The organism is Streptomyces sp. NPDC002845 (assembly GCF_053591955.1).
This window is the reverse complement of sequence record NZ_JBSFUU010000042.1, coordinates 61,786-84,404: the sequence shown is the minus strand read 5'-3', so window position 1 is coordinate 84,404 and position 22,619 is coordinate 61,786. Positions and strand designations below refer to the sequence as shown.

Here is a 22,619-nt window from a genome sequence, read left to right as displayed (position 1 = left end):
TTCGGCCCGAAGTGTTCACGCTTCCGAGTCGGGCACCGCCACACATGGTCCACTCGTCGGTCCGCCCACGCCACAGGCCGGACTTCGCCAACAGCATCCTCAGGGGGCGCGGGGCACCCCTCAGTCCGAAATGAGACCCTCGCGCAGCTGGGCCAGCGTGCGGGTCAGGAGCCGGGAGACGTGCATCTGGGAGATCCCGACCTCCTCGCCGATCTGGGACTGCGTCATGTTGGCGAAGAAGCGGAGCATGATGATCCGGCGTTCGCGCGGCGGCAGCTTGGCCAGCAGCGGCTTCAGCGACTCGCGGTACTCCACGCCCTCCAGCGCGGTGTCCTCGTAGCCGAGGCGGTCGGCGAGCGAGCCCTCGCCGCCGTCGTCCTCGGGGGCGGGTGAGTCGAGCGAGGATGCCGTGTACGCGTTGCCGACGGCGAGGCCGTCGACCACGTCGTCCTCGGACACGCCGAGCACGGAGGCGAGTTCGGTGACCGTCGGGGAGCGGTCGAGCTTCTGGGAGAGCTCGTCGCTCGCCTTGGTCAGGGCCAGGCGCAGCTCCTGGAGGCGGCGCGGCACCCGTACCGACCAGGACGTGTCACGGAAGAACCGCTTGATCTCGCCCACGACCGTCGGCATCGCGAACGTCGGGAATTCCACGCCGCGTTCGCAGTCGAAGCGGTCGATCGCCTTGATCAGGCCGATCGTTCCGACCTGGACGATGTCCTCCATCGGCTCGTTGCGCGACCGGAAGCGGGCGGCGGCGTAACGGACGAGTGGGAGGTTGAGTTCGATCAGGGTGTCTCGGACGTAGGCGCGCTCGGGGCTGTTCTCGTCGAGTGCGGCGAGCCGCAGGAACAGGGAGCGGGACAGAGTGCGGGTGTCGATGGCTTCCGAAGCCGGAAGGGCCTCGGGACCCGGAAGGTCCTGAGGGTCCTGAGGGGCCTGGAGAGCGTCGGGCGCGGACTCGCTCTTGGCGAGTGTGAGCACCTTCGAGCTGCCCTGGTCTGCGGACATGCCACCCCCTTTGGGTCGCGGACGGACGCGGCGGACGCTCCCGTCGTGAGGAACGCAGCCTCCACCTGAATACCGGCTGCGAGGCCGCGGCAAACGCGCTTCCCGCAGAATGTCACATGTCGGCAACACGCTGTAGTGACATGTCGACATGTGGAGGGTGGATCAGCCCTGGAAACTGAGGTTCTGAGGGTATTTCGGTGCAGAAATGTCGGAAAGCGAGCCGATACGTGATTCGCTCGCGCCGGTGATGCCTCGGTCTTACTTTCGGTTACGCCTCCTGGCCTGGGACCCCGTCCGACCCGGCCCAGCTGTGCGCCCCGCCTGCCCTTGTGCGCCCCGCGTGCCCCTCCTGCCACTCCCCGATTGGGGGTTGACCCGGCGTCATCCGTCTCGCGGTCACGCCTCGATCCTGTTGGCCGAGCGCAGGCGGGCGAAGCTGCGGGCGAGCAGGCGCGACACATGCATCTGGGAGACGCCCAGTTCGGCGCTGATCTGCGACTGGGTGAGGTTGTTGTAGTAGCGCAGGAGCAGGATGCGCTGCTCGCGCTCGGGCAGCTGGACGAGGAGGTGCCGTACGAGGTCGCGGTGCTCGACGCCGTCCAGGGCCGGGTCCTCGTAGCCGAGGCGGTCGAGGAGCCCCGGGAGCCCGTCGCCCTCCTGGGCGGCCTCCAGCGACGTCGCGTGGTACGAGCGGCCGGCCTCGATGCAGGACAGGACCTCGTCCTCGGAGATGCGCAGCCGCTCGGCGATCTCGGCGGTGGTGGGGGAGCGGCCGAAGGCGGTGGTGAGGTCCTCGGTGGCGCTGTTCACCTGGACCCACAGCTCGTGCAGCCGGCGCGGGACGTGGACCGTGCGGACGTTGTCGCGGAAGTACCGCTTGATCTCGCCGACGACGGTCGGCATCGCGAAGGTCGGGAACTGCACGCCGCGGTCCGGGTCGAACCGGTCGATCGCGTTGATCAGTCCGATCGTGCCGACCTGGACCACGTCCTCCATCGGCTCGTTGCGGCTGCGGAAGCGGGCGGCGGCGTAGCGTACGAGGGGGAGGTTGGCCTCGATGAGCGCCCCGCGCACGCGGTTGTGCTCCGGCGTGCCCGGGGTGAGCTCCTTGAGCTGGCCGAAGAGGACCTGGGTGAGGGCGCGGGTGTCGGCGCCCCGGCGCTTCTCGGGGGCGGGAGCGGGCGTGAACGCCGGCGTGGATGCCGGAGTGGGCGCCGAAGCAGGCGCCGGATTGGCTGTGGTCGTGGTCGTGGTCGTGGTCGTGGGTGCGGGGGCGGGCGCCGGGGCCTGAGGCGCAGTACTGGCCGTCACGGTCAACTCCACCTCGTGATCCATCAACTCATCCGTCAAAAGCGGTCATAGCATCACAAGACATATGCACTGTGATCAAGCACCGCAAATCGTCGTGTTGAGCGGCGAGAGACACGAAAGCCCCCGCCTTTCCGGCGGAGGCTCCGAGGTGGTGGTCCGATGACCTCGGACTCGCGCGTCCTAGAACTCGTAGTCGGCGATCACCCACGTGGCGAACTCGCGCCACAACGCGACACCCGCCTGGTGCGCCGGGTGCTCCAGGTACCGCTTCAGCGCGTCCTGGTCCTCGACCGCCGAGTTGATCGCGAAGTCGTACGCGATGGGGCGGTCGGTGGTGTTCCAGTCGCACTCCCAGAAGCGCAGCTCGTCGATCTGGTCGCCCAGCGCGCGGAAGGCCTTCACGCCCTCCACGACCCTCGGGTCGTCACGCTCGACACCCTCGTTGAGCTTGAAGAGGACCAGGTGGCGGATCATGGTGCTCCCCGGAGGTCGTACGGCGGTCCGGCGCTCAGTCGGCCCCATCGGCGAGCCACGACATGAAGTCGCCGATGGACTGCGCGGCACTCGAAATGCCCTCGAACCCTATCTGGACATAGTCCGCGGCCTGCTTCGGATCAGTGATGATCACGTAGAGCACGAAGACGACGACCACGTACAGCGCGATCTTCTTTCCCTGCACTGCCACCGCTGTCTCCCCCGTGTCCTGTACCCGTGGGCTGGGCCCTGCTGCCGGCGGCGAGTGTATCTCGGCCACATGTTCGCAGGCTCGCAAAAGATCACGTATCCACCACGACCTCACTTCACACCTGAGAGGCCAGTCCCGGACAGCACGCGGACGGCACCCGGCGGCATTCGGACAGCACGAAGGGCCCCGCCTCGACGGCGGGGCCCTTCTTCGGCGGTAGCGGAGGGATTTGAACCCTCGGTGACTTGCGCCACACTCGCTTTCGAGGCGAGCTCCTTCGGCCGCTCGGACACGCTACCGAGGGAGACCTTACAGCAACGTGAGGCGTGGTTTGAAATCGGTATTCGGCGGGATCGGTGTCCGGGACGGGAAATGGGGATCGGGATCGGCGGGACCGGCGGGACCGGTGTCAGCGGGAGCGGAAGAAGTCGGTGAGGATGCGGGCGCACTCGTCGGCGAGTACACCCTCGATTACCTCGGGGCGGTGGTTGAGGCGGCGGTCGCGTACGACGTCCCAGAGGGAGCCGGTCGCGCCGGCCTTCTCGTCGCGGGCGCCGTAGACGAGCCGGTCGACCCGGGACTGCACGAGGGCGCCCGCGCACATCGTGCAGGGTTCGAGGGTGACGACGAGCGTGCAGCCGGTCAGCCGCCACTCGCCGAGCCGGTCGGCGGCCCGGCGGATGGCGAGGACCTCGGCGTGGGCGGTCGGATCGCCGGTCGCCTCGCGCTCGTTGTGGCCGGCCGCCAGCACGGTCGTACCGTCGGCGGACAGCACGACGGCGCCGACCGGCACGTCACCGCCCTCGGCCGCCCGGCCGGCCTCGGCGAGGGCGAGCCGCATCGCGGCCCGCCAGGGGGCGCGTACCGGGTCCGGTGTCGTCGCCGCCGAGGCCTGCTCGGTCAGCGGACCGTCTCCAGTACCTCCGAGGCGCCCAGGGCCTCAGCGATCGCGGAGAGGGCGTCGTCGGCGTCGAGTGAGCGCAGTTCCTTCTCGCTGACGCCCAGGTCGTCGAGGATCTCGCGGTCCCCGACCGGGCCGTGCGGCATGGCGGAGTCGACCGCGGTGCCGTCGTCATCGTCATCGTCGCCGTCGGCCTCGGGCTCACCGTCCTCCGTGCCGTCGAGGTCGAGGGCGTCCAGGTCGGCGCCGTCGTCGCCTGGCTCCCTTCCGAGCAGTTCGTCCGTGAGCAGGATCTCGCCGTACGAACTGCGGGCAGCGGCGGCGGCGTCCGAGACGTAGATACGAGGATCCTCCTCGCCGTCCACGCGGACGACACCGAACCACGCGTCCTCCTGCTCCAGGAGCACGAGCACCGTCTCGTCGTCGGGCGAGGCTTCACGGGCCAGGTCGGCCAGATCCGACAGGGTCTCCACATCGTCGAGCTCTGTGTCGCTCGCTTCCCACCCGTCTTCGGTGCGCGCGAGCAGTGCGGCGAAGTACACCGTGACTCTCCCACTGGTCTTAGGTGTGCCGGTTGGGGGTCCCCCCGGCGGAGGTTGTGGGCGGGGAGTGCTGCTCCGAGCCCCGCCCACTCGGAATCGTGGCAGAAACCAAGCGCTCAGGGGACATCTTCGGCCCGCTGTGTCCCCGCGCCCTTTTTTTGTCGCTCGGTTCGCCTCCGGGGCGCCGGAGCCTGTGTCGGGAGGCCGATCGTGCTCAGCCCTCCTTCGTCGGGCCTGCGCGCGTTCGGCCTCCCGACACAGGCGCGCCCCTTCGGCTCACTCGCTCCTGGGGGCGGCTCACCTGCGCACTTGTCGCTGCCAGTTGGTGATCGTACGCGGACTTCCCTCGACCTCGGCACCGCCACCCCCGGCTACCAGCGAAAGGTGCGCATTCGCATGGCGTGCCGCAGGCGGGCCGTCTTTGCGCGGCGGGGCTGGACGCGGGCCCGCAGCTCCCGGGCCTCCGCCAGCTCGCGCAGGAACTGGGCCCTGCGCCTCCTGCGCTCGGCGTCCGTCGCCCGCTCTTCCTGGGACCCCTCGTCCACGTCAGGCATCGGCTCACCACCCTGGCTCAGTTCTTCCCACTTTCCCTCCGATGGGCGGTTTGATGCCGGCGAGAGGGCGATGGCGGGGGCGGTGCCCGGCGGGGAGGGACGGTCGAGGTCGCGGGCGGGGCGGTGGTGGGGCGCGACGGCCCGGATACCCTGTGGCCATGCGTCTCCACGTCGTCGACCACCCCCTGGTCGCCCACAAGCTCACCACGCTGCGCGACCAGCGCACCGACTCCGCGACCTTCCGTCGGCTCGCCGACGAGCTCGTCACGCTGCTCGCCTACGAGGCCACGCGGGACGTGCGCACCGAGCAGGTCGACATCGAGACCCCGGTCTCTCCCACGACCGGCGTCAAGCTCTCCCATCCGCGCCCGCTGGTCGTGCCGATCCTGCGGGCCGGCCTCGGCATGCTGGACGGCATGGTCCGGCTGCTGCCGACCGCCGAGGTGGGCTTCCTGGGCATGATCCGCAACGAGGAGACGCTCAAGGCCTCGACGTACGCCTCACGCATGCCCGAGGACCTCTCCGGGCGCCAGGTCTACGTCCTCGACCCGATGCTCGCCACCGGCGGCACCTTGGTCGCGGCGATCCAGGAGCTCATCAAGCGAGGCGCCGACGACGTCACCGCAGTGGTCCTCCTCGCCGCGCCCGAGGGCGTCGAGGTCATGGAGCGCGAACTCGCGGGCACGCCGGTCACGGTCGTCACGGCCGCGGTCGACGAGCGGCTGAACGAGCACGGGTACATCGTGCCGGGGCTGGGGGACGCGGGGGATCGGTTGTACGGGGCGGCGGAGTAATTACCGGAGCCGTCGGGGTGCGCGGGGGCCCTCGGGGTACCCGGCTTTCGTACGGCCGGCCCTCGGCAGCTCCCTCAGATGCTCTCCCTTGCCCTCCCTCAGCAGCTCTTCTGCGGCGTGCCGGTCGGCGTCGGGGCGGGCTTGGTCAGGGCGGCCAGGGCCTTGTCGGCGTCGGCCTTCTTCGTGAGGGACGTGAAGGCGGAGCCGATGATGAAGTCGACCTCGGCCGGTTTCGTACGGCCGTCCGTCTTCAGCTCGGCGCCGGAGAGCTGGGTGCCGAGGACGGGCAGGGCCGTGTCGGTGGCGGCCTTCGCGCCGAGCAGTACCGCGGAACCCTTGACCTTCTTGTCGTAGGCCTCGGTCGCGTTGCCGATCTCCCCGATGCGGAAGCCGCGTTTCTTCAGCTCCTCCGCGGTGTCCTTGGCGAGGCCGCTGCGGGGCGTGGCGTTGAGGACGTTGACCGTGATCTGGCCGGGCCGCGGCAGGACCTTCGGCGACGCGGTGGGGGACGGGCTCGCCTTGGTGGAGCAGTCCGCCTTGGGGCCGACCGCCGCGGCCTGGTCGCCGGCGCCGGTGAAGACGTCGATGAGCTGCAGGGTTCCCCAGCCGACCAGTCCCACGGCGGTCATGGAGGCGATGGTCGCGAGCACAAGCCTGCGACGCTTCCGGGGGCGGCGCAGCCGGGGGTACTTGTCCCCCGTGATCCGGTACTTTCCGCCCATGCCGGGGGGAGTCAGCATGCTCATGGGCGCAGCGTAGTGCGCTCGGTCGGCGTTGCCTACTAGATGATCATTGACCGGCGGTCAGGGCAACCCGAAAGGGCCAACGGGCGGGGCCGTCGGGGTCGTACGTCTATGTATCTCAGCCGAGGTCTCAGTCGAGATCTCAGCCGAGTTCGAGCACGCGGGCGTGGAGCACCTGGCGCTGCTGGAGTGCCGCGCGTACGGCGCGGTGCAGGCCGTCCTCCAGGTACAGGTCGCCCTGCCACTTCACGACATGCGCGAAGAGGTCGCCGTAGAACGTCGAGTCCTCGGCGAGCAGTGTTTCCAGGTCGAGCTGGCCCTTGGTCGTCACGAGCTGATCGAGGCGGACCGGGCGCGGCGCGACGTCCGCCCACTGCCGGGTGCTTTCCCGGCCGTGGTCGGGGTACGGCCGGCCGTTTCCGATGCGCTTGAAGATCACACGGAAAGCCTACCGGTCGAGACGTTCCGGGCGCAGCCATGGCGGCGGAGTGCGACCCCGGAAATGACGTTGTAAAACCGGGCAGAACGGGAATTCCCTCCGGCTTGCCGGACCCCTGTGCGAGTCCTTTGAGGATCACCCGGCCCCGGAGACGGCGAAGGGGCGCCGCCGAACGTCGTCGGCTCGGCCGCTCTCTGCAGGGTCTCCAGGCCGGTGATTGGCAGGTTTGGCTCAGTTCTGACGGCTGTCACCAGGCCTTACGGAGGGCGCGGGTGAGCCAAATCTGCCAATCCCTCCGGATTGCGCCGCTTGGCTCCGGACCGTCTGCCTACCCGTCGGAGGCCTTTGGCTTCGCGGCCTTGGCCGCCTTGGCCGCCGCCTTCAGTTCCTGCTTGTGGGCCCGTACCTTCGCAAGGGACTCCGGGCCCGTGATGTCGGCGACGGAGCGGAAGGAATTGGGGGCGCCGTAGGGGCCCGCGGCCTCGCGCCAGCCCTCGGGGCGGACGCCGAGCTGTTTTCCGAGGAGGGCGAGGAAGATCTGGGCCTTCTGAGGGCCGAAGCCGGGGAGGTCGCCCAGGCGGCGGAGGAGTTCCGGGCCGGTGGCCACGCCGGACCACACGGCGCTCGCGTCACCGTCGTAGTGCTCCACGAGGTACTGGCACAGTTGCTGGATCCGCTTGGCCATGGAACCGGGGTAGCGGTGCACCGCCGGCTTGGTGGAGAGGAGCTGTGCGAAGGCCTCGGGGTCGTGCGCGGCGATCTCGTGGGCGTCGAGGTCGTCGGTGCCGAGCCGCTGGGCGATGGTGTACGGCCCGGCGAAGGCCCACTCCATCGGGACCTGCTGGTCGAGCAGCATCCCGACGAGGGCGGCCAGCGGACTGCGGCCGAGCAGTTCGTCGGCCTCGGGCTGCTGGGCGAGGTGAAGCGTGACGTCCATGTCTTCGATGATCGCCCATGTCGTGGGTGATCGCCTTGGGGCGAGCTTCCCCTTCGCGATCCCCTTCGCGATCCCCTTCGCGATCCCTTACGCGCTCCCGCCCGCGCCCCTCACCCCGTGGGCCCGCCAGTACCCCGATGCCTTCATCCGGGAGGTGGCCTTCCCCGGATGGACCCTAGCCTGGGCGGGTGACCCCCGAAGAGCTTGTCGCCCATTACGGGTTGGAGCCGATCCCGCGTGAGGGCGGGCGTTTCCGTCAGACGTGGGCGGGGCCCGCGCGTGCCGACGGGCGGCCCGAGGGCACAGCGATCGTCGCCCTGCTCACCGCCGAGCCCGACGACTACTCGGCGCTCCACCGCCTCCCGACCGACGAGGTCTGGCACTTCTACCTCGGCGACCCGCTGTGGATGCTGCTCCTCGCGCCGGACGGTTCCTCGCGCACCGTCGTGCTCGGGCCCGACATCCTGGGCGGGCAGCACGTGCAGTACACCGTGCCCGCCGGGACCTGGATGGGCGCGAGGGTCGTCGCGGGCGGGGCGTTCACGTTCTTCGGGTGCACGATGGCGCCCGGGTTCATGTACGAGGGTTACGAGCACGGGGAGGCCGGGGAGTTGCTCGCGCGCTATCCGGAACGGGCGGATCTGATCAGGGAGTTGTGCAGGTCCTGACGGCGGCCGAGCGGGCGGTGGGCGGTAGGCGGCGGGCGATGGGCGCGGGCGATGGGCGGCTGATGGCTGACGGTCCTGGAGTACGGCCATGACCTGGTGGTGGCCGACGTGGTGACCGTCACCGCTCCGGTCACTTGAACCCGACGGGCACCTCGTGCGTACGTAACCAGGGCCAGCGATGCCGATCCGGGGACATGATGTGAGGCGACCGAGGGATGAGGGGCGACGGCGGCATGGTGGAGCCGGAGAGGCGGAAGGGGCTACGTCCGGACACCGGCCCCGTGTAGGGCGCCGAGGGCTTCAGCGGCTGGTGCTGCTGGGCACCGTGCTGGTCCTGCTCCTCCTCGGCGGCGCGGGAACGGCGTCCGCGCACGCCGCGTTCAAGGGCAGCGACCCGCGCGACGGAAGTGTTCTCGACTCCGCGCCCCGGCACGTCACCCTCACCTTCACCGAGTCCGTGGGCCTCCTCGACGACTCCATGCGGGTCATCGGCCCCGACAACCGCCCCCTCGACACGGGCGAGGCGGAACACGCGGACGACCGTTCCGACACGGTCCGCGTGACCCTGCCCGACGACCTGGACGAGGGCACGTACACCGTCGCCTGGCGCATTGTCTCGGCGGACAGCCACCCCGTCGCGGGCGTCCTGCTCTTCTCGGTCGGCGAACCCTCCGCCACCGCCCCTGTTGCCGCCCCCACCGAGGACCCGGCCGTCACCTCCCTCTACAACATCACCCGCTATCTCGCGTACGGCGGCCTGGCCCTCCTCATCGGCCTCACCGTCTTCATGGCGGCGATCCTCGGCGGCTGGTCCGAGCCTCTGCGCAGGCCGCTGCTCGCGGGCTGGCTGGCGCTGCTGGTGTCGACGGTGGCCCTGCTTCTGCTGCGGGGGCCGTACGAGCGGGGGAGCGGCCTCGCTGACGCCTTCGCCCCGGCCGTCCTGGGCGAGACGCTGACGAGCCGGCCGGGGGTGGCGCTGGTGGGGCGGCTGGCGCTGCTGGCGGGCGCCTTCTGCTTCGTGTTCTTCTTCGTACGCGGCCGGATTCCCGTACGTGAATCCGGGCGCCGCGGGACGGCCGTGACCGTCGGCGGTGTCGCCCTCTCCCTCGGCCTCGCGCTCACCTGGGCCGCCGCCGAGCATGCCTCCGCGGGCATCCAGGTCCCCGTGGCGATGACCTCCTCCGTTCTGCACCTGCTCGCCATGGCGGTCTGGCTGGGCGGCCTGGCGGCACTGCTCACCGTGCTGTATCGCGCCCCCGAGGACCTCTCGGTCACCGGGGTCGCCCGCTTCTCCCGCCTCGCGTTCACCGCTGTGACGATCCTGGTCGTCACCGGCGTCTACCAGTCCTGGCGCGGCCTCGGCTCCTGGGAGGCGTTCACGTCGACGTCGTACGGCCGCATCCTGATCGCCAAGCTGGGCGCGGTGCTGCTTCTGCTGGTGGCGGCGGGGGCCTCGCGGCAGTGGACGGGGCGGTGGGGGGCGGCGGGGGAGCGGCAGGTTGTGCTGCGGGCGGAGGAGCGGGTTCCGGAGCGGGTGGGCGGGCCGATAGCAGGGCCGGTGGGCGAGGGCACTCCCGCGACCGTGCACACTGCTCCTGCCTCCCCGCCTCCCGCCGACGACATGCACCGCCGTGCCCTTCGCCGCTCAGTGCTCGCCGAGTCCGTGATCGGGGTCGTGGTTCTGGTGATCACCACGCTGCTCACCGTCACGCTGCCGGGCCGGGCCGAGGCCGAGACGGCGGCGGAGTCGGCCCCGGCGGCCGCGGCGCCCGATGAGAACACCGGCTCCAGCAGCCTCATCCCCTTCGACACCGGCGTCCCCAACGGCAGCGGCAAGGTGCAAATCGACCTCTCCCCCGGCCGCGTCGGCCAGAACTCCGTCCAGGCTCTGGTCTACAACGACTTCGACGGCGGCATCTCCACGGTCCCCGAGCTGCGTGTCTCCTTCACCCTGCGGGCGCAGGACGTGGGGCCGATCGAGGCGAAGCTCGTGAACCAGGGTGGGTACTGGTCCACCGACTCCCTCCAGCTGCCGCTGCCCGGCATGTGGACCATGAAGATCACCGTCCGGACGACGGAGATCGACCAGGTGACGGTGGAGAAGGATGTGCGGGTGGGCTAGGCCGTCCCGTCCCGCACGGTCGCACCCGCCGAAGGATCGAACAGGCGGGCAAACCCGCCCACCCGCCCACCCGTCACAGACGTACCGGACGGACGGGGCCGGCCCACATGGACGCGAGGGCTCAGACCTCCCAGGATTCCGACGAGCGGTCGAGCCACGCCCGTCGGCCGTCGGCGGTGACGATCAGGCCGAAGCGCTCGTACCCCGGCTCGCCGGATGCCCGCCACCAGTCCAGCGCCGCGACCACTTCGTCCCACAGCTTGCGCGCTCCGGACTGCCAGACGTCGGCTTCCTCGTGCCCGTCGCGGAACATGACGCATGCCCACGACCGGTCGGTGAGCCCGTAGAACCACACGGGCCTGGCCCCGTCGCGCTTCGGCGCGGCCTGGTGGAAGCAGTCGCGGACACGCAGCCCGACGGCGAACGACGTCGCGGCGAACCGGCCGCCGCCGAGCAGATCGTCCTCGGTGACGGTCGTCGTGGAGCGGGCGGCTCCGGTCACGCCGTCCGGTACGTACACCGCGTGTCCGGCGAATGGCAGGCGGTGGGCTCGCAGCTTCATGAACTCCACCGGGCCGGTGAAGCGACCTGACGCGCTCGCGCCGTCGTCGGCGACCGTGAGGCGCACGATGGCGTCCTGGTTGCCGTAGTGGGTGCCCCACGGTGCGACGACGAGACCGCCTGGCCGGACCTGCTCGATCCACGCGGGAGGGACTCGGCGGAGCCCGGCCGTCGCGATGACCCGGTCGTACGGAGCGCCCGCCTCGTCACCGAGTTCACCATCCCGCTCCACGACGAGGACCGGCAGCCCGAAGGCGGCGAGCCGGTCGCGTGCGGCGGCGGCCACGGCCGGGTCGATCTCGACGGTGACGACGTTCTCGGGGCCGAGCCGGTCGGCGAGCAGCGCCGCGTTCCACCCGGTGCCCGTGCCGATCTCCAGCACGCGGTGTCCGGCGTGCACGTCCAGGTCTCGCAGCATGCGGAACACGACGGACGGCATGGACGCCGACGATGTCGGCACGGTGCCCGGCCGGTCGCTCGTGCCGTCGTCCCATTGGGTCACGATCGGCACGTCGGTGTCGGCATGGGCGAACCAGGCAGCCGGGTCGTCCCGCAGGTCGGCGGTGACCGTGGTGCCGCTGTCCATGTCGTACGGCCACATCAGCTCGGGCAGGAACGGGGCTCGCGGCACGGCCACGAACGACGGGACCCAGTCAGCGGTCAGGTCCTTGCGCTCAAGAAGGGAGCGGCCCAGCGCGGACCGCCCCTCCTCCAGTCCGGGGAGGGGCATGTCAGCCGACGGCCTTCGGGCCGCCGTCGGGGGACGGAGGCTCCGGCGGGCCGGGCCACGGCTCGCCCGGCAGGGGGTCGCCGCCCCCGCCGCCACCCCCGCCTCCGGCCGTCCCGTGGATCGCGTCTGCCCTCACGGTGTTCTCCTTTTGTGTCGTGGACTTGTCGTGCTCAGCGCCCTTCCCTGTGGGGTAGGGGGTAGTACCCGCCCCCCCCCAGCTGTTCCAGGTGGTCGCAGAGGGTGTTCACAGAGCGGGCGAGTCTGCACGCGTACCTGGTGGCGACGTCCAGTGCGGGGTGGGGCGGGAGGTCCAGTTCCCTGCGGGCCTCTGCCCCGAACACGAGCGCGCCTGCGACCGGGACCGCCATACCGGGGGCGTCGTCGGGCATCTCCTTCGCGGCTCGCTCGGCTTCGGGGATGAGCAGCTCCAGGTGCCCCCGCAGGGTGAGCGTCAGCGTGTCCAGCTCATCCGGAGAGAGCGGTTCGGTGTCGTCGGCGAGCAGGCGGGCCGCGGTGGCGCGCATCGTCTCGACGTCGATGGGCAGGGAGGTGTTCCCCGTCACGGCGTCTCCCCTCGGGACCGAGCGTTGGCCACGGCCACGGCCACGCCCGCGCTCAGCGCTTCTGCGAGCGTGACCGGCCGCAGCTTCTCCGGCGGGCGTCCCACTCGCGGCCTCCGCCGACCGGCCGCACCTGCACGTACGGCCCCTCGAATCCCATGATCCTGCCGGTCTTCTTGGCCTCGGTGTCCTCGACGGTGTCTCCGAGGCGCGGCTTGTACGCCGTCACGGTCACCGGGCCTCCCCTGCCGGTGCGGGCACCCGCATGCACTCCTCCAGCGGCGGCGCATAGGCGCGCACGAGGCCGGCGGTGGGATCGTCCTCGGCGGCGGGCGGCCACAGGCGCGGGGTCCGGTGGTAGCGCGCCTGAGCGAGGACGGTGTCCCACTGCTGCGGCGACGGGTGGCGCATCGGCAGGCTCCGGGCGGTCTCCGGGCCTGCACCGGGGGCGGGGCGGCCGGATTCGGGCGGCCCGAAGAGCACCGTCCTGACCCATGCAAGTAGCTGTGATACAAGGTGCATTGTCGATCTGCTCCATTCAGGTCGGCCACGCCCCGGGACCGCGGCCCAGCGGTCGCCGGGGTTCGTTTTCCGGCAGCCGGGCACGGCATGACCGCGAGACGCGGCCAGCGAGCACGGCACAACAAAAAGACTGGACCGGTGGACCGGTCCAGTCAAGTGGAGTGCTGGTTTTGCTAGCGCATCGGGTAGCGGTCGACCTGCTCGAACACATGCGCCGCGGTGATGCCCTCTTCACATACGAGTGGCTGACGTTCCTGGTCAAGCGCCGCGTGTAGCACGACAGCCACCGCCGTCGGCGTCTCCACTTCGAGCAGTTCAGCTTCCTCGTCGGTGGCCAGGCGCACGGTGGTGGCGTCGATGCCCTCTGCCGGGGAGCGGCCCGTCACGCGGCGCACATAGTGCGTGGTGCCCTCGGCGATCGGCCCCTTCATGGCCAGGCGGGGTGCGGCATCCGCGACCGCAGGCGGAAACCAGGCCGTCACCAGACTGTGCGGCGATCCATCGTCGAGCAGCACCAGCCGGGTCCTGCGCAGGGCTTCTTCGCCTGGCTTCAAACTCAGCGCATCGACTACATGGCCAGGCGGCACCGCGCGGTCCGGGACCCCAAGACGCCGGTAGGCGGCGCCTCCGGACACGCGCGTGGAACCCGCGCGGCGTCCGCCCGCAGGTCGTGCGATCGGTGTCTCGGCCACAGTGAACCCGGCACCCTGCCGGGCGACCACCAGGCCGTCATGGCGCAGAACGTCGTACGCCTTGACCACGGTCGCCCGCGACACATCCCACTGCTCGGCCAGGTCCCGGCCGGAGGGAAGCAGGTCGCCGGGGTTGAACTCGCCGTTCGCGATCCGCGTGCACAGGTCATCGGCGATCTGCTCGTACTTCAGCAGAGGCATACGTCTTTCCGATCACTGGACTGGTTCACCGGTGAGCCCCCAGAATGCCCGCATGACGAGCCCTGAGCTAGCGCCGGAGATCGTGAGGTTCTACACCGAGACCGTCGATGAGGCGGAACGGCTGAGCGTCACAGCCGATGGGCGGCTGGAGATGGTACGCACACAGGAACTGCTGCGCCGACGCCTCCCCGAACCGCCTGCGTCGGTCCTTGATGTCGGAGGCGGCCCCGGCGCCCACGCCCAATGGCTCATCGAGGACGGCTACACCGTCCACCTGGTCGACCCGATCCCCCGCCATATCGAACGGGCGAAGCAGACGGGCGCCACCGCCGAACTGGGAGACGCCCGTAACCTCACCGCCGCGGACGCCTCCCAGGATGTCGTTCTCGTCCTGGGCCCGCTCTACCACCTGCTCGAACGCGCTGACCGCGACCAGGCCCTCGCCGAGGCTTACCGTGTGCTCAAGCCAGGCGGCCTCCTGGCGGCGGCCGGCATCAACCGGTACAGCAGCCTGTTCGAGCACGCGGCCTTCGCGCACCTGCACAAGGAGCCGATGCAGAAGAGCATCGGCTCCATCCTCACGAGCCAGATCCACGACGGAAGGAAGGCATTCACCGCCGCCTACTTCCACAGTGGCGAGCAGTTGCGCGACGAGGTAGCAGTAGCCGGGTTCGATGGCGCAGACGTGTTCGGCGTCGAAGGCCCGGCCTGGTCCATGCTCGCCGCGGCCGAGCGGAACACCGGCCAGTCGTTCCGGGACACGGCTCTGTTCGAGTCGGCCCTGACTGCGGCGCGCATGGCCGAGCCCTACCCGGAGCTGCTGGCGGCCAGCTCCCACCTGCTGGCGATCGGACGCCGACCGGTCTGATCTGTACAAACATGCCACCACGCCCTGATCCGGCCCCACACTGACGGCCTGGACGGCGCGGCCGACGCCATCCGCCCCGTCCTGGACCTGCCGCCGAGCCAGCGCAATCGGGGCATCGTCGTCTCTGCGCAGCGCGTCCAGGCAGCGCTCACCCGCGAGCCCATCTGTACGGCGATCCTCGCCCGCGACCTGCGCGAGGAAATCGGCCTCTACCCGCCGACCAGGCCCGCTCTGCCGCGCTGAGCACTGCCAGTAGAGTCCAGGGCATGTATCCGGTCCACCGCCTCAGTCGGCGTCTGGAGCTCCGCGAGTTCCAGGAAGCCGACGCCGACGCCGTGTTCGCCATCTATGGCAGCGAGACCGCGACCGAGCACCTGTCGTTCGAGCCCCGGACGCGCGACGAAGTCCGGCAGATCGTGACGCGGTGCATGGAGACGGCGAAGGCCGATCCGCGTTCGGAGTATGCGCTCGCCGTCGTCGAGCGCGGCACCGGCACGCTGATCGGCTTCGGCCGTCTGGCCCCGGACCCGCATCAGACCCGTGGCGCCACCATGGGGTTCGCACTCAGCCCCGCCGTCTGGGGCTTCGGCTACGGAGTGGAGACGGTACGGCTGCTGCTCGGCTTCGGCTTCGAGGAGCTGGGCTTGCACCGCATCTGGGGTGCTCGGTCACCGGCCAACGAGGCGTCCGCGAAGACGATGGCGCGCGCTGGGATGACCGAGGAAGGCCGCATCCGCGAACACATCCGCAAGGGCGGCCGGTGGCGCGACTCCATCGTTCACGCGATCCTCGACCGGGAATGGTCGGCCCAGAGCATGTGACCCACCCCCGAACTCCGCTGCCCCAGCCGTCACGACCAGGTCCCGACCGGCACCTCGCCCATAACGAATCGGCCACCCCGGCACATCGCCTCCGCCCCGGGAACACCCGAGACTCCACCATCCCCGCTGGAAGCGCGCCGTTTGGGGGCAAAGTGGCGGCCGGGTGTGTCGATTACGTTTCAACAAAGGGTGACGCACGCCCTTGACGTATGACCGGACATGCGGCTGTTATTACGCCACCCTCTGTTCGGTCCAGTTGATTTCTGATTGGTTTCGACCAATTTCGATGCGGAGTAGTCAAGGGCTCGAAGGCCATCAGCCCCCTGCGACGCGTCAAGACCGGGCCCCGATCCCCCAGGAGCCGACATGCACACCACACCCTCCGGCCTCTCCATCCCGGGCACCAGCCGCAGAAGCCTGCTGCGCGGCATCGGCGGCGCGGCGGTGCTCGGCGCGGGTATACCCCTGCTGAGCGCCTGCGGCGGCAGCAGCGCGGGGTCCGACCCGGACACCGTCACCCTCGGCTCCAAGGCGTCCGACCCGGTGCCGAAGCAGGCGTTCGCGGACATCTACGCGGCGTTCGAGAAGGAGTCGGGTCTCACGGTCGACGTCAACACCAAGGACTCGAACACCTTCCAGGAGCAGATCAACTCCTACCTCCAGGGCACGCCGGACGACGTGTTCACCTGGTTCGCCGGCTACCGGATGCAGTTCTTCGCGGGCAAGGGCCTCGCCACCCCGATCGACGACGTGTGGGAGACGGTCGGGGACAACTTCCCCGAGGCGATGCACGGGCTCAGCAAGGGCGAGGACGGCAAGTACTACTTCGTGCCGCTGTACACGTACCCCTGGGCGATCTTCTACCGGAAGAGCGTCTTCGCCGAGAAGGGCTACGAAGTGCCCACCACCTGGGACGACTTCGTCGCGCTCTGCAAGCAGATGCAGAAGGACAACCTCGTCCCGATCGCCTTCGGCGACAAGGACGCCTGGCCCGCGCTCGGCACCTTCGACCAGATCAACTTCCGCCAGAACGGCTACGACTTCCACGTCGAGCTGATGGCGGGCAAGGCGTCCTGGACCGACTCCAAGGTGCGCGCCGCCTTCGACAGCTGGGCCGAGATCCTCCCGTACCACCAGGAGGGCGCCACCGGCCGTACCTGGCAGGACGCCGCACAGACCCTCGTGGCGAAGAAGGCGGGCATGTACCTGCTGGGCACCTTCGTGGCGCAGCAGTTCACCAACGAGGCCGACCTCGAAGACCTCGACTTCTTCGCCTTCCCGGAGATCGACCCGGCGTACGGGCAGGACACCGTCGAGGCGCCCACCGACGGCTTCATGCTCAGCAAGAGCCCGAAGAACCAGGAGGGCGCGGTCAAGCTGCTGGAGTACCTGGGCAGCCCGGCGGCCGAGGAGATCTACCTCAAGTCCGACCCGAGCGTCGTCGCCGCCTCCACCAAGGCGGACACCTCGGCGTACACGCCGCTCCAGAAGAAGGCGTACGACATGATCGCGGGCGCCAAGAGCCTCACCCAGTTCATGGACCGTGACAGCCGCCCGGACTTCACCTCCACGGTGATGCAGCCCGCGCTGCAGAAGTTCGTCCGTGACCCCAAGGGCGTCGACAGCCTGCTGTCCTCCATCGAGCGCCAGAAGAAGACGATCTTCGCTCAGTCATGACAACCGAAACGAAGACCGAGATCCCGGAGGCGGCCGACGTGCCGCCTCCGGGCGCTGCGCCCGCCCCCAAGGCCCTCTACGGCCACCGCCGTCTGCTGACCCGCCGCGACCGGCTCACGCTCGGTCTGATGGCGGGTCTTCCGACGATCCTGCACATCGCGCTCGTCTGGGTCACGGCTCTCGCCTCGATCGCGCTCGCCTTCACCACCTGGGACGGCATCGGGTTCGACGCCATCGAGTGGGTCGGCCTGGAGAACTTCAAGCTGCTGTTCGAGCAGAACCCGCAGTTCTGGCCCGCCGTCCAGCACAACGTCATCTGGTTCGTGGCGCTGATCCTCGTCCCGACGCCGCTCGGCCTCTTCCTGGCCGTGCAGCTGGACAAGAAGATCCGCTTCAGCCGGGTCTACCAGACGGCCTTCTTCCTGCCGGTCGTGATGTCCATGGCCGTCATCGGGTTCGTCTGGCAGCTCGTCTACAACCCCGACACCGGCCTGATCAACAGCCTCATCGGGGCCAACGAACCCGGCAAGTACATCGACTGGATCGGCGACCCGGACCTCAACCTCTGGGCCATCCTCATCGCCGCCTCCTGGCGCCACACCGGCTACATGATGATCCTCTACCTGGCCGGTCTGAAGGGCGTCGACCCCGCGCTGCGGGAAGCCTCCGCGCTGGACGGGGCCGGCGAGTGGCAGACGTTCAAGAACGTCGTCTTCCCGACGCTGCGGCCCACCAACACCGTCGTCCTCGTCGTCACCATCATCGAGGCCCTGCGCGCCTTCGACCTGGTGTACGTCTTCAACGGCGGCGCCGAGGGCACCGAGCTGCTGTCGATCCTCGTCACCAGCAACATCATCGGTGAGTCCAGCCGGATCGGATACGGGTCCGCGATCGCGGTCGTCCTGCTCCTCATCTCGCTCGCCGTGATCATCCCGTACCTGGTGGCCACCTTCCGGAAGGAGCGGCGATCGTGAGCGCCCCCACCGTCACCACGGGCATCGCGCTCAAGAAGCGCGCGCCCGTCCGTCCCGCCCGGATCCTGCTGCACATCTTCCTCGTCGGCGCGGCGCTGTCCTGGCTCGCGCCGCTGCTCTGGGCGGTCTACGCGGCCATGCGGCCGTACGCCGAGACGAGCGAGAAGGGCTATGTGTCCTGGCCGGACACGCTGACCTTCGACAACTTCACCAACGCGTTCACGCAGTCCGACATGTCGCACTACTTCGTGAACACAATGATCGTCGCGGTCCCGGCGGTGCTGCTGACGCTGTTCCTGTCGTCGATGGTCGCCTTCTACGTCAGCCGCTTCGACTTCCGCATCAACCTGGCCCTGCTGCTGGTCTTCACGGCCGGCAACCTGCTCCCGCAGCAGGTCATCATCACCCCGTTGTACCGGCTGTACCTGCTCATCGACCTGCCCGGCATCACCATGAGCGGCAAGCTGTACGACTCCGCCCTGGGCCTGGTCCTCATCCACGTGGCGTTCCAGTCCGGCTTCTGCGCGTTCGTGCTCAGCAACTACATGCGCACGCTCCCGCACGAGCTGACCGAGGCCGCGCTGGTCGACGGCGCGTCGGTGTGGCGGCTGTACTGGCAGATCGTGCTGCCGCTGTGCAAGCCGGCGATGGCGGCCCTCGCGACCCTGCTCTCCATCTGGATCTACAACGACTTCTTCTGGGCCATCGTCCTCATCTCGACCGGCGAGAACATGCCGATCACCTCGGCCCTGAACAACCTCTCCGGCCAGTTCTTCACCGACAACAACCTGGTCGCCGCCGGCGCCCTGCTCACCGCGATCCCCACACTGATCGTGTACTTCCTGCTCCAGCGGCAGTTCGTCAGCGGCCTCACCCTGGGCGCCAACAAGGGCTGAGCCCGCTTCGTGAATTCGTGAAAGAGAACACCGTGCACCACCCCTTCACCCCGGTCACCTCCGTGCCCGTGGAACCGGCCACCGCCCGCGTCCACGAGGAGGGCTGGCAGTCCTGGAGCCCCAGCGGCGCCTACGCCCTCGGCGACCGGCCGTACCGCCCGACCAACGACAACTGGGCGACGGTCTGCTACCGCCCCGGCCGTACCGTCCCCGAGGGGACCTTCCAGGGGGAGGGGCTGCTCGCGCTCGACCCGGGCGACGGCTCGCCGGTGCGGCTGTGGGCTGCGGCGGACCCGTACACCGAAGTCCCGTCCATCCGGCTGGTGGTGCGGGACGGGGGCGCCGCCGGGACCCTCGCCGAGATCAGCGCGGACGGGCCGGTGAAGGAGTTCACGCACACCGGCGGCATCCAGGCGGTCCTGGCGGAGTGGGCCGAGGGCCTCGGCCTTCCGGCCCCGAGCCCCGCCCCGACCGTCTGGTGCTCCTGGTACGAGTACTTCACCGAGGTCACCGAGGACGACATCCACGAGAACCTCCGTGCGATGGACACCCTCGACCTGCCCATCGACGTCGTCCAGATCGACGACGGCTACCAGTCCGCCCTCGGCGACTGGCTCAGCCTCTCCGGCCGCTTCCGCTCCCGCGCGGGGATCGCGGACCGCATCCGGGCGGCCGGCCGCCGGGCGGGCATCTGGACGGCACCGTTCCTGGTGGACCCGTCGAGCCGGCTCGCCGCCGAGCACCCCGAGTGGCTCGTACGGGACGCCGGGGGCGCGCCCCTGCACGCGGGCCGCAACTGGGGGCACGACCTGTACGTCCTGGACACCACGCACCCGGACGCGGCGGCGTATCTGCGCGAGGTCTTCGCCACCCTCCGCTCCGAGGGCTACGACTACTTCAAGGTCGACTTCCTGTACGCGGGCGCCCTGGACGGCGCCCGGCACTCCGGCACGGACGCCCTGTCCGCGTACCGGGCGGGGATCGGGCTGATCCGCGATGCGATCGGCCCGGACGCGTACCTGCTCGGCTGCGGCGCGCCCGTCCTCCCCTCCATCGGGCTCTTCGACGCCATGCGCGTGAGCCCCGACACGGCCCCGCACCGCCGCCCCCAGGCCGACGACTACAGCCAGCCCGGCCAGGACCCGGCCGAGTTCACCGGCGTCGGACGCCAGTGGCAGCACGGCCGCCTCTGGATCAACGACCCCGACTGCCTGATGGCCCGCCCGGCCGTCGAGACCCGTGAACGCTGGGCCGCCCACGTGGAGTCCACGGGCGGCCTGATGGCGTCCAGTGACCGTCTGTTGTCCCTCGACGAGTGGGGTGTGACCACAACTCGTCGCCTTCTGTCCGGAGTTGACCGATGAGCCGTTCCCTGTCCGTCCCGGGTATCGCGTACGGCGGCGACTACAACCCCGAGCAGTGGCCCGAGGAGGTCTGGGCCGAGGACGTACGGCTGATGCGCGAGGCCGGGGTGACCATGGTCAGCGTCGGCATCTTCTCCTGGGCGCTGCTCGAACCGTCCGAGGGCGTCTACGACTTCACGCGCATGGACCGGATTCTGGACCTGCTGCACGCGGGCGGAATCGCCGCCGACCTGGCCACCCCGACTGCCGCGCCACCCGCCTGGTTCTTCCGGGCCCACCCCGAGGCGCTCCCGGTGGACCACGACGGACGGACCCTGTCGTACGGCAGCCGCCAGACCTTCTGCCCGTCCAGCCCGGCCTACCGCGAGGCCGCCCTGCGCATCGCCCGCGTCCTCGCCGACCGGTACGCCGACCACCCGGCCGTGGCGATGTGGCACGTCCACAACGAGTACGGCTGCCACAACGCGGCCTGCTACTGCGACGAGAGCGCCGCGTCGTTCCGGCGCTGGCTGCGGACGAAGTACGAGGACGATCTGGCCGCCCTCAACCACGCCTGGGGCACCACCTTCTGGAGCCAGTGGTACTACGACTGGGACGAGATCCTCCCGCCCCGCCCCACCGGCGCCGTCCCCAACCCCACCCACCAGCTGGACTGGCGCCGCTTCTGCTCGGACGAGCTGCTGTCGTTGTACACGGCGGAACGGGACGTGCTGCGGGAGGCGGCCCCGGCCATCCCCGCCACCACCAACTTCATGGTGATGTACAACTTCGACGCCCTCGACTACTGGCGCTGGGCCCCGGAGCTGGACGTGGTGTCGAACGACCACTACCTCCAGTCCGCCGACCCCGAGTCCGAGATCGACATCGCGCTCAGCGGCGACCTGGTGCGCTCGCTGGCGGGCGGCCCGTGGCTGCTGATGGAGCACTCGACGGGTGCGGTCAACTGGCAGCCGGTGAACCGGGCGAAGCGCGCGGGAGAGTTGCACCGCAACGCCCTGTCCCATGTGGCCCACGGCGCCGACGGTGTCGCGTACTTCCAGTGGCGGGCCGCCAAGGCGGGCGCCGAGCAGTGGCACTCGGCGATGCTGCCCCACGCGGGCACGGACAGCCAGATCTGGCGTGACGTGGTGCGTCTGGGCGCGGACCTGAAGGCGCTGGCGGAGGTGCGCGGCAGCACGGGCACGGCCGAGGTCGCCATCGTCTGGGACTGGAACGCCCGTTGGGCCATGGAGCTGCCCTCCCAGCCGAGCGAGAACGTGCGCTTCCAGGACCTCGTACGCGACTGGTACGAGCCGCTCTGGCGCGCGGGCGTGGCGGTGGACTTCGTACGCCCCGACGCGGAGCTGGACGCGTACCGCCTGGTCCTCGCCCCCAGCCTCTACCTCGTCGACGAGGCGGGCGCGGCCAACCTGACGGGCTTCGCGGAGCGCGGCGGCACGCTGGCGGTCGGCTTCCACAGCGGGATGGTGGACGAGAACGCCCATGTACGGCTGGGGGGTTACCCGGGCGCGTTCCGCGAGGCCCTCGGCGTACGGACCGACGAGCTCTTCCCGCTGCTGCCGGGCGAGTCCCTCGGCCTGGACGGGGGCGGCGGCACGGCCACGTTGTGGTCGGAGCGCGTGCACCTGGCCGGGGCGCAGGCGGTCATGTCGTACACGGACGGCCCCCTGACCGGCGTACCGGCCGTCACCCGCCACGCGTACGGCGCGGGCACCGCCTGGTACCTGGCCACCCGCCCCGACCCGGCCACCCTCACCACCCTCCTGACCCGCATGCGCTCCGAGGCGGGCGTCGAGCCCGTCCGTACGGCCCCCGAGGGCATCGAGGTGGCCCGGCGCCGGGGCGAGGACGCCGACTACCTCTTCCTGATCGACCACGGCGGCCGGGGCGGCGAGGTCGAGGTGGCCGCCGACGGTGTGGAACTGCTGTCGGGGAAGCCGGTGCCGGGCGGTTCGGTGACGGTTCCGCCGGGTGAGGTGGCGGTTGTGCGGGAGCCGCGGGGCTGACGTACCCCGACGGCCGCGCCGGTGCAGCCCGGGCCGGCGCGGC

At 70.2% G+C, this 22,619-nt stretch carries 26 protein-coding genes and 1 tRNA gene; 10 read left to right on the top strand and 17 right to left on the bottom strand.

Features of this window, described 5'->3' with window-relative positions:
• Positions 1-120: 120 nt before the first annotated feature.
• The 8 genes from ACWD3C_RS28050 to ACWD3C_RS28015 form a co-directional block, all read right to left on the bottom strand.
• Positions 121-1,008, bottom strand: a complete 888-nt coding sequence (locus tag ACWD3C_RS28050; RefSeq protein ID WP_451148629.1) for an RNA polymerase sigma factor SigF — start codon at positions 1,006-1,008, stop codon at positions 121-123.
• 396 nt (positions 1,009-1,404) lie between these two features.
• On the bottom strand, positions 1,405-2,343 hold the full coding sequence (locus ACWD3C_RS28045) for an RNA polymerase sigma factor SigF (RefSeq protein ID WP_451148627.1): 939 nt from the start codon (positions 2,341-2,343) through the stop codon (positions 1,405-1,407).
• A gap of 156 nt (positions 2,344-2,499) precedes the next feature.
• Complete coding sequence (locus tag ACWD3C_RS28040; protein WP_451148625.1) at positions 2,500-2,793, bottom strand: Dabb family protein; 294 nt, start codon at positions 2,791-2,793, stop codon at positions 2,500-2,502.
• Positions 2,794-2,827: 34 nt separating this feature from the next.
• A complete protein-coding gene (locus tag ACWD3C_RS28035; RefSeq protein ID WP_451148623.1) occupies positions 2,828-3,004 on the bottom strand; it encodes a hypothetical protein in 177 nt (58 codons plus the stop codon).
• Positions 3,005-3,218: 214 nt separating this feature from the next.
• Positions 3,219-3,303: transfer RNA gene (locus ACWD3C_RS28030), tRNA-Ser, on the bottom strand.
• Between the two features lie 110 nt (positions 3,304-3,413).
• Positions 3,414-3,845, bottom strand: coding sequence for a tRNA adenosine(34) deaminase TadA (gene tadA / locus ACWD3C_RS28025; protein ID WP_451148621.1), 432 nt, complete (start codon positions 3,843-3,845; stop codon positions 3,414-3,416).
• A gap of 59 nt (positions 3,846-3,904) precedes the next feature.
• Complete coding sequence (locus ACWD3C_RS28020) at positions 3,905-4,447, bottom strand: tRNA adenosine deaminase-associated protein (protein ID WP_451148619.1); 543 nt, start codon at positions 4,445-4,447, stop codon at positions 3,905-3,907.
• Between the two features lie 371 nt (positions 4,448-4,818).
• Positions 4,819-5,001: a hypothetical protein gene (locus ACWD3C_RS28015; protein WP_451148617.1), complete on the bottom strand. Its 183-nt coding sequence runs from the start codon at positions 4,999-5,001 to the stop codon at positions 4,819-4,821.
• Positions 5,002-5,159: 158 nt separating this feature from the next.
• On the opposite strand from ACWD3C_RS28015, the gene upp reads away from it, so the two are divergent.
• Positions 5,160-5,795: a uracil phosphoribosyltransferase gene (upp, locus tag ACWD3C_RS28010; protein ID WP_451148615.1), complete on the top strand. Its 636-nt coding sequence runs from the start codon at positions 5,160-5,162 to the stop codon at positions 5,793-5,795.
• Between the two features lie 98 nt (positions 5,796-5,893).
• On the opposite strand, the gene ACWD3C_RS28005 is transcribed toward upp, so the two are convergent.
• The 3 genes from ACWD3C_RS28005 to ACWD3C_RS27995 all read right to left on the bottom strand — a co-directional run bounded on the left by ACWD3C_RS28005 (position 5,894) and on the right by ACWD3C_RS27995 (position 7,914).
• Positions 5,894-6,541, bottom strand: a complete 648-nt coding sequence (locus ACWD3C_RS28005) for a LytR C-terminal domain-containing protein (RefSeq protein ID WP_451148613.1) — start codon at positions 6,539-6,541, stop codon at positions 5,894-5,896.
• Positions 6,542-6,680: 139 nt separating this feature from the next.
• Entirely contained in the window at positions 6,681-6,977 is a 297-nt protein-coding gene (locus ACWD3C_RS28000; protein ID WP_003955420.1) for a type II toxin-antitoxin system VapB family antitoxin, read from the bottom strand.
• Between the two features lie 328 nt (positions 6,978-7,305).
• Complete coding sequence (locus tag ACWD3C_RS27995) at positions 7,306-7,914, bottom strand: HhH-GPD-type base excision DNA repair protein (protein WP_451148611.1); 609 nt, start codon at positions 7,912-7,914, stop codon at positions 7,306-7,308.
• Positions 7,915-8,102: 188 nt separating this feature from the next.
• On the opposite strand from ACWD3C_RS27995, the gene ACWD3C_RS27990 reads away from it, so the two are divergent.
• Positions 8,103-8,582: a cupin domain-containing protein gene (locus ACWD3C_RS27990; RefSeq protein ID WP_451148609.1), complete on the top strand. Its 480-nt coding sequence runs from the start codon at positions 8,103-8,105 to the stop codon at positions 8,580-8,582.
• Positions 8,583-8,892: 310 nt separating this feature from the next.
• On the top strand, positions 8,893-10,704 hold the full coding sequence (locus ACWD3C_RS27985; protein ID WP_451148607.1) for a copper resistance CopC/CopD family protein: 1,812 nt from the start codon (positions 8,893-8,895) through the stop codon (positions 10,702-10,704).
• Between the two features lie 121 nt (positions 10,705-10,825).
• Here ACWD3C_RS27985 and ACWD3C_RS27980 read toward each other — a convergent pair whose 3' ends face one another.
• The 6 genes from ACWD3C_RS27980 to ACWD3C_RS27955 all read right to left on the bottom strand — a co-directional run bounded on the left by ACWD3C_RS27980 (position 10,826) and on the right by ACWD3C_RS27955 (position 13,970).
• Positions 10,826-11,995: a methyltransferase domain-containing protein gene (locus ACWD3C_RS27980; protein WP_451148605.1), complete on the bottom strand. Its 1,170-nt coding sequence runs from the start codon at positions 11,993-11,995 to the stop codon at positions 10,826-10,828.
• Between the two features lies 1 nt (position 11,996).
• A complete protein-coding gene (locus ACWD3C_RS27975) occupies positions 11,997-12,131 on the bottom strand; it encodes a hypothetical protein (protein ID WP_451148603.1) in 135 nt (44 codons plus the stop codon).
• A gap of 34 nt (positions 12,132-12,165) precedes the next feature.
• Positions 12,166-12,558, bottom strand: coding sequence for a DUF6415 family natural product biosynthesis protein (locus ACWD3C_RS27970; RefSeq protein WP_451148601.1), 393 nt, complete (start codon positions 12,556-12,558; stop codon positions 12,166-12,168).
• Positions 12,559-12,610: 52 nt separating this feature from the next.
• A complete protein-coding gene (locus tag ACWD3C_RS27965; protein ID WP_451148599.1) occupies positions 12,611-12,790 on the bottom strand; it encodes a hypothetical protein in 180 nt (59 codons plus the stop codon).
• Positions 12,787-12,966: a hypothetical protein gene (locus tag ACWD3C_RS27960; protein ID WP_451148597.1), complete on the bottom strand. Its 180-nt coding sequence runs from the start codon at positions 12,964-12,966 to the stop codon at positions 12,787-12,789. Before ACWD3C_RS27960 ends, ACWD3C_RS27965 begins: the two co-directional genes overlap by 4 nt.
• Before the next feature lie 284 nt (positions 12,967-13,250).
• Positions 13,251-13,970 carry a GntR family transcriptional regulator gene (locus tag ACWD3C_RS27955; protein ID WP_451148595.1) on the bottom strand — a complete coding sequence of 240 codons (720 nt, stop codon included), beginning with the start codon at positions 13,968-13,970 and terminating at the stop codon, positions 13,251-13,253.
• Between the two features lie 52 nt (positions 13,971-14,022).
• Here ACWD3C_RS27955 and ACWD3C_RS27950 point away from each other — a divergent pair, with 52 nt between their 5' ends.
• The 7 genes from ACWD3C_RS27950 to ACWD3C_RS27920 all read left to right on the top strand — a co-directional run bounded on the left by ACWD3C_RS27950 (position 14,023) and on the right by ACWD3C_RS27920 (position 22,576).
• The gene (locus tag ACWD3C_RS27950) at positions 14,023-14,838 is read left to right on the top strand and encodes a class I SAM-dependent methyltransferase (RefSeq protein WP_451148593.1); all 816 of its coding nucleotides are present in this window, start codon (positions 14,023-14,025) and stop codon (positions 14,836-14,838) included.
• Positions 14,839-15,104: 266 nt separating this feature from the next.
• Positions 15,105-15,659, top strand: coding sequence for a GNAT family N-acetyltransferase (locus ACWD3C_RS27945; RefSeq protein ID WP_451148591.1), 555 nt, complete (start codon positions 15,105-15,107; stop codon positions 15,657-15,659).
• Positions 15,660-16,025: 366 nt separating this feature from the next.
• Entirely contained in the window at positions 16,026-17,336 is a 1,311-nt protein-coding gene (locus tag ACWD3C_RS27940; protein WP_451148589.1) for an ABC transporter substrate-binding protein, read from the top strand.
• Positions 17,333-18,310 carry a carbohydrate ABC transporter permease gene (locus ACWD3C_RS27935; protein ID WP_451148587.1) on the top strand — a complete coding sequence of 326 codons (978 nt, stop codon included), beginning with the start codon at positions 17,333-17,335 and terminating at the stop codon, positions 18,308-18,310. Before ACWD3C_RS27940 ends, ACWD3C_RS27935 begins: the two co-directional genes overlap by 4 nt.
• The gene (locus ACWD3C_RS27930; RefSeq protein ID WP_451148585.1) at positions 18,307-19,206 is read left to right on the top strand and encodes a carbohydrate ABC transporter permease; all 900 of its coding nucleotides are present in this window, start codon (positions 18,307-18,309) and stop codon (positions 19,204-19,206) included. The genes ACWD3C_RS27935 and ACWD3C_RS27930 overlap by 4 nt, the downstream gene beginning before the upstream one ends.
• Positions 19,207-19,238: 32 nt before the next feature.
• Positions 19,239-20,570 (top strand): glycoside hydrolase family 36 protein, encoded by a 1,332-nt coding sequence (locus ACWD3C_RS27925; protein WP_451148637.1) that lies wholly within the window; start codon positions 19,239-19,241, stop codon positions 20,568-20,570.
• Positions 20,567-22,576: a beta-galactosidase gene (locus ACWD3C_RS27920; RefSeq protein WP_451148583.1), complete on the top strand. Its 2,010-nt coding sequence runs from the start codon at positions 20,567-20,569 to the stop codon at positions 22,574-22,576. Before ACWD3C_RS27925 ends, ACWD3C_RS27920 begins: the two co-directional genes overlap by 4 nt.
• The last annotated feature ends 43 nt before the right edge of the window (positions 22,577-22,619 follow it).